Raw genomic sequence first — 540 nt, forward strand, 5'->3', positions numbered from 1 at the left:
TTTCTTTCTGATGGTGTTGTTGGCATGAAAACAGCCTTGGCCAGGACTTATCCTAAAGCTCATTTTCAACGCTGTTTGGTTCATGTCATGCGCAATATCTGCGCTAAAGTACGCGTCGACGATCGTGAAAAGATCATGAACGAATTCAAACAGGTGCATCAACAGACAAACAAAGAAGAAGCCACAGCTGTCCTGCATGACTTCTATACCAAATGGGGCAAGGTTTACAGCCATGTTATCAGAAGCTTGAAAGACATAGAACCAGATCTGCTGGTCTTTTATAACTATCCCAAGCAGATCAGAGCTTCAATTTATTCGACTAACATGATTGAATCATTTAACAATGTGATCAAGCGCAAAGCTAAGCCTAAGGCAGAGTTTCCAACTGAACAGTCGCTTGATGCTTTTATTGGCATTCAGGCAATGAGCTACAATGACCGTTATTTCAATCGAATTCATAAAGGCTTTGGTCAGGTTCAGGACACCTTAGAATCCTACTTTGATTAAATAAATAATTAAAAAATCAATTTACGAGAAAGA

Annotated in this window: 1 protein-coding gene; it reads left to right on the forward strand. The window is 39.4% G+C overall.

Features of this window, described 5'->3' with window-relative positions; translation table 11 throughout:
- The coding region (locus tag AC1EJ1_RS10370) for a transposase (RefSeq protein ID WP_143468306.1) at positions 1-507 on the forward strand (507 nt) is incomplete at its 5' end.
- Positions 508-540: the final 33 nt, after the last annotated feature.

The organism is Pauljensenia sp. C0170B4 (genome assembly GCF_056590235.1).